Source organism: Ileibacterium valens (genome assembly GCF_001945525.1).
GTDB lineage: Bacteria > Bacillota_I > Bacilli_A > Erysipelotrichales > Erysipelotrichaceae > Ileibacterium > Ileibacterium valens.
This window is the reverse complement of sequence record NZ_MPJW01000164.1, coordinates 1-3,850: the sequence shown is the minus strand read 5'-3', so window position 1 is coordinate 3,850 and position 3,850 is coordinate 1. Positions and strand designations below refer to the sequence as shown.

The following is a 3,850-nucleotide window of genomic DNA, read 5'->3' as shown; positions in this document are numbered from 1 at the left end:
ACGGATCGTTCGGTCGCTGTCAGTGATTTCAATCACCGGCTTTGGACTCTCGTCTGATCCTTCCAAATCCAGGAAGACCGTCCTGTCAATTTCTACGAATTCAAGAGCCGCTGAAGCAGGCGATACGGCGGCAGCTTTTCTTCGCCAGTACTGGAAGGTGGATAAAGCCAGGCCGTTTTGGACGCAGAAGCCAGCCTGAGTCAGACCTGACACCTGGTATTGATCAACCAGGTTCATCCACTGTTCCTGATTCAGTTCACGGGATTTGGAAAACAGATAATTATGCATAAAATCCTCCAGTTCTAGTCGAATACAGAATATCGACTGGAACCGGAGGATCTAAGCCCGTGCAAATTTCAAAAGGTTACTACCTAACTCATAACCTCATTCTGACTACTAAGAAATATCATAAATATTTCAGTCACGATATTTGGATGGCAAATATTAAAAAGCGGTCCTGCATCAAGACCGCTTGAAAATGAAAATTTATGAATTAAAATGTCGCAAACTAATCAGTTGATAAAATGCACAGATTGTGTTTGAGAAACTGGATAAACCAACAAATCAGATTGGTCAAGGTTAAGAGCTTTGGTATGAATCCCATTAATCTGCTGGTTTTCATAGGTTGTCCAGAAGAAGTCCATAGTTTGCAGATTAGCTCCAGAAGAGTATTGAGTAATCTCATACAGTTTGTCAGAGGTCTGATCACATCCATCAGCCTGAGCTACAGACTGCATAATATGGAAATACTGGGTAAGAGAAGCTTCATCTGTTGCCTTAGCTCTCGAATTGGCTAAAGTAAATCCGGCGCGTACGAACCGTTCAACTGAACTCAGTCCTCCTGGAAGTCCGTTACTGCCCATACCGGTACCATAAATCTGAAGTGGTTCATTAGGAGCCATCGTATTATCCGGATAACTTGCAGTTAGGTGAAGATAATTGCAGAAATTATAGTACTGAGATGGGAATTCTGGCTGATTGGTCAGAACATTCAGCAGATTTTCATAAATATGCAAACCATCTTTTGTACGTTCGATAACAATCGATGAATTTTCATCAGCGCATAACCAATGCAGAGGAGATGCTTGATACTGGTCTTAGTAGCTGATCGCACGGATGTTAATATCCTGCGCCATCTTTTTAATATCATCAATTGATTTTGCACTGGAAAGCAGATAAGGAATCAGTTCGAACGAACCAATATTTACCTTACCTTCAACTTTTTCAGGATTATATTCAGCAAATCCTGAAAAATTAAGACCTGCAATTCCAACTCCATATTCATTAACAGCTTCAAAATATAATGGATAATTGTCTGCATTTATAGTCATGCCAACCATTGCGGCATGAGACTGTATCGAATCTGTTTCCTTAAATTTAAACTCATAATTTCTTGGGGTAACAATTACGCTGTTGCCCATTGCAAATTGAAGATCTAGATTTCTGCCGAAATAAGAAAAGCCCTGATTTTTGTATAAGACTGATGTGCACATAATAACATCTCCTTTTAATACAAAAATTATCCTATGGACAAATGGCTGATGAAATTATGATGACTAAAATACGCACAATTCAACGGAAACTGCTGGTATTTGTTTCAAATTTGAAAAATATTATTTCCGTTTTTGATGATTGATTTTAAATGCTGTTATTATGAAACAGCCGTGCAGGCAGGCGATGAAAAAATAGTTAAGAATATGATTCCGCATTCGCTGCCAGATGAGATAAAAGATAAATACGAACAGTCCCATGCTTCTGATTTTCATTCGAATCACGATTAATATTGATAGGAATCAATCAACGTTTAACTAATCGAATGAACTTACTCATTGATTTAAAACTCAACCGTCTAAGCAGACTGTCTAAAATAAGTCGCGGCTTAATATCAAGCCTTAACTTAACAGTAAGCCAATTTCCTATATTTTTTATTTCTTATTGAACGATTTTCATGGCTAAGTACAATGAATATTGAGGCATTGATCGGCGAATCAACAAATCGACGATTCATCATCATGAAAGGAGTAAAGGAATTATTATGAAAAAGAAGCTAATTTTGATGAGACATGGAGAAACATTGTTTAATCAGAGAAAAAGAATTCAGGGATGGGTGGACTCCCCGTTAACTGAATTAGGTAAAGCTCAAGCCCTATATTCAAAACAATTTATCGATAAATTGCCTTTTGAAATAGATCACGCTTTTTCATCGACTTCAGAAAGAGCCTGTGACACTCTTGAATTAGTTAGTGATTTGCCTTACAAACGTCTAAAAGGACTTAAAGAATGGAATTTTGGTATGCTGGACGGAGAACCAGAATACCTTAACCCACCTCTCGATCAATATGATGAATTTTTCAGCAGTCATGGCGGTGAAAGTCGTCAACAGTTGATCGATCGAATGAATGACACATTAATTTCAATTATGAAAGAAAATGAAAACCATAATGTACTCGCAGTCAGCCATGGAGGAGCTATCCGCAATTTTGAACGCTTTTGGTGCCCTGATGATAAATCTTTAATACCGACTCGGCTATACAATTGTGCTGTTTTGGTTTTTGATTTCGATACTGAAAATCAATCTTTTGAATTGATTGATGTCTATAATCCGAATTATCAATCGAAGCAAGTATAGATAGAATATCGATCATAACGAGCACAAACCGGCGACCTATCCAAAACTTCCCCATGATCTATTGCTTTACATAATAATGCTAGTCTATATTCACAATAAACATGTATTAGACGAAACTCCCGCGATTTCATAGCAAATTGATTATGAAATTGTGGGAGTTTTCATTTTCCAGGATAACGTTTAGTTTGTTTTCTTTAATCCAGTCAATGAGCTTTCGACTGGGAAAAACAGCTTATTTTTTCCGGTATTCGGTTCGATATAGTCGCAGACATCGCCAGTAAGTTTTAAGCCTTCTGATGGAATGATCTGACTGATTACCTCATCGAAAATTTGGGAATAGTTCGAACTTTCCACTTCTGCAACAAGATAATTCCTTGCAGGCATAATCCATTTTATCCATCCTTCTGGAGGACAGGAATCAAGATAAGTTTCAATCCCAGCTAAGTAAAGACCTCTTTTAAACTCATCCGTCCAGGAAAGAAAGGATCTGCTTCATCACTCATAACGCCCCAAAATCCGACATAAGTTCCATCAGGATAACGCATTCCAAGAGCTGCAACCTCGTCAAAATGAGAATTTGCTTCGTTCCAAAGTTTCTGAACCTGATTCTCTTCAGAAGTACAAAAACCTTCTTTTCCAATGACTGCAATCTCTGGTAATTTTACAAAATCTATTCTCATATTTTGAATACCTGTCTAGCTTCCCAATCTTCTTTGCTCAGTTCATTAACGTAAACAGTACGTTTTTCATTCAACAATGGAACCGGTGAATCTTTGATAATTTTATGTGGTTTAAATCCACATTTTTCCTGAACGCGTTTGGATTTTAAATTCCCTTCATAGTAACCGCACCAGACTTTATTCATTCCACAATTCTCAAAGGCATACTGAAGAATTTTTTCAACGGCTTCAGGGATCAAACCATTGCCCCAAAATGGTTTACCCAACCAATATCCTAACTCACATTCATCATCCTGCTCAGTTAAATTCGTACGATCTTTAAACATTAACTCGATAGCTCCAATCGCTTTTCCATCCTTTTTTAGACAAACCGCATAGGCTTCAGGACCGTTAAAAACATTTTTGATAACTTCTTGTATTTGTTAGTTTAAAAGTGGCTACTTTTTGACGAATATCGGTTGAAAAGTTGCCACTATTTTTGTATCTTCTGCTCCTTAATCTGAGGAGAACAGGAGGTACCGGAAAGGTGATCAATTACATG

5 protein-coding genes and 1 pseudogene are annotated in these 3,850 nt (G+C 37.6%); 1 reads left to right on the top strand and 5 read right to left on the bottom strand.

Annotated elements, in window-relative coordinates; genetic code table 11:
- Together tnpA and bsh are read right to left on the bottom strand one after the other, a co-directional pair.
- The coding region (gene tnpA / locus BO222_RS08410; RefSeq protein ID WP_198931968.1) for an IS66 family insertion sequence element accessory protein TnpA at positions 1 to 288 on the bottom strand (288 nt) is incomplete at its 3' end.
- Between the two features lie 224 nt (positions 289 to 512).
- Positions 513 to 1,493: pseudogene (gene bsh / locus BO222_RS14100) on the bottom strand (choloylglycine hydrolase).
- Positions 1,494 to 2,035: 542 nt separating this feature from the next.
- Between bsh and BO222_RS08400 the strand changes: the two are divergent.
- Entirely contained in the window at positions 2,036 to 2,629 is a 594-nt protein-coding gene (locus BO222_RS08400) for a histidine phosphatase family protein (protein ID WP_075820119.1), read from the top strand.
- Between the two features lie 180 nt (positions 2,630 to 2,809).
- Here BO222_RS08400 and BO222_RS13335 read toward each other — a convergent pair whose 3' ends face one another.
- The 3 genes from BO222_RS13335 to BO222_RS08390 are packed head-to-tail and all read right to left on the bottom strand — an operon-like array spanning position 2,810 to position 3,716.
- Positions 2,810 to 3,013, bottom strand: coding sequence for a hypothetical protein (locus BO222_RS13335; protein ID WP_083647753.1), 204 nt, complete (start codon positions 3,011 to 3,013; stop codon positions 2,810 to 2,812).
- Between the two features lie 56 nt (positions 3,014 to 3,069).
- Complete coding sequence (locus tag BO222_RS13330) at positions 3,070 to 3,309, bottom strand: hypothetical protein (protein ID WP_083647752.1); 240 nt, start codon at positions 3,307 to 3,309, stop codon at positions 3,070 to 3,072.
- Entirely contained in the window at positions 3,306 to 3,716 is a 411-nt protein-coding gene (locus tag BO222_RS08390; RefSeq protein WP_269843627.1) for a GNAT family N-acetyltransferase, read from the bottom strand. Before BO222_RS08390 ends, BO222_RS13330 begins: the two co-directional genes overlap by 4 nt.
- Positions 3,717 to 3,850 lie beyond the last annotated feature (134 nt).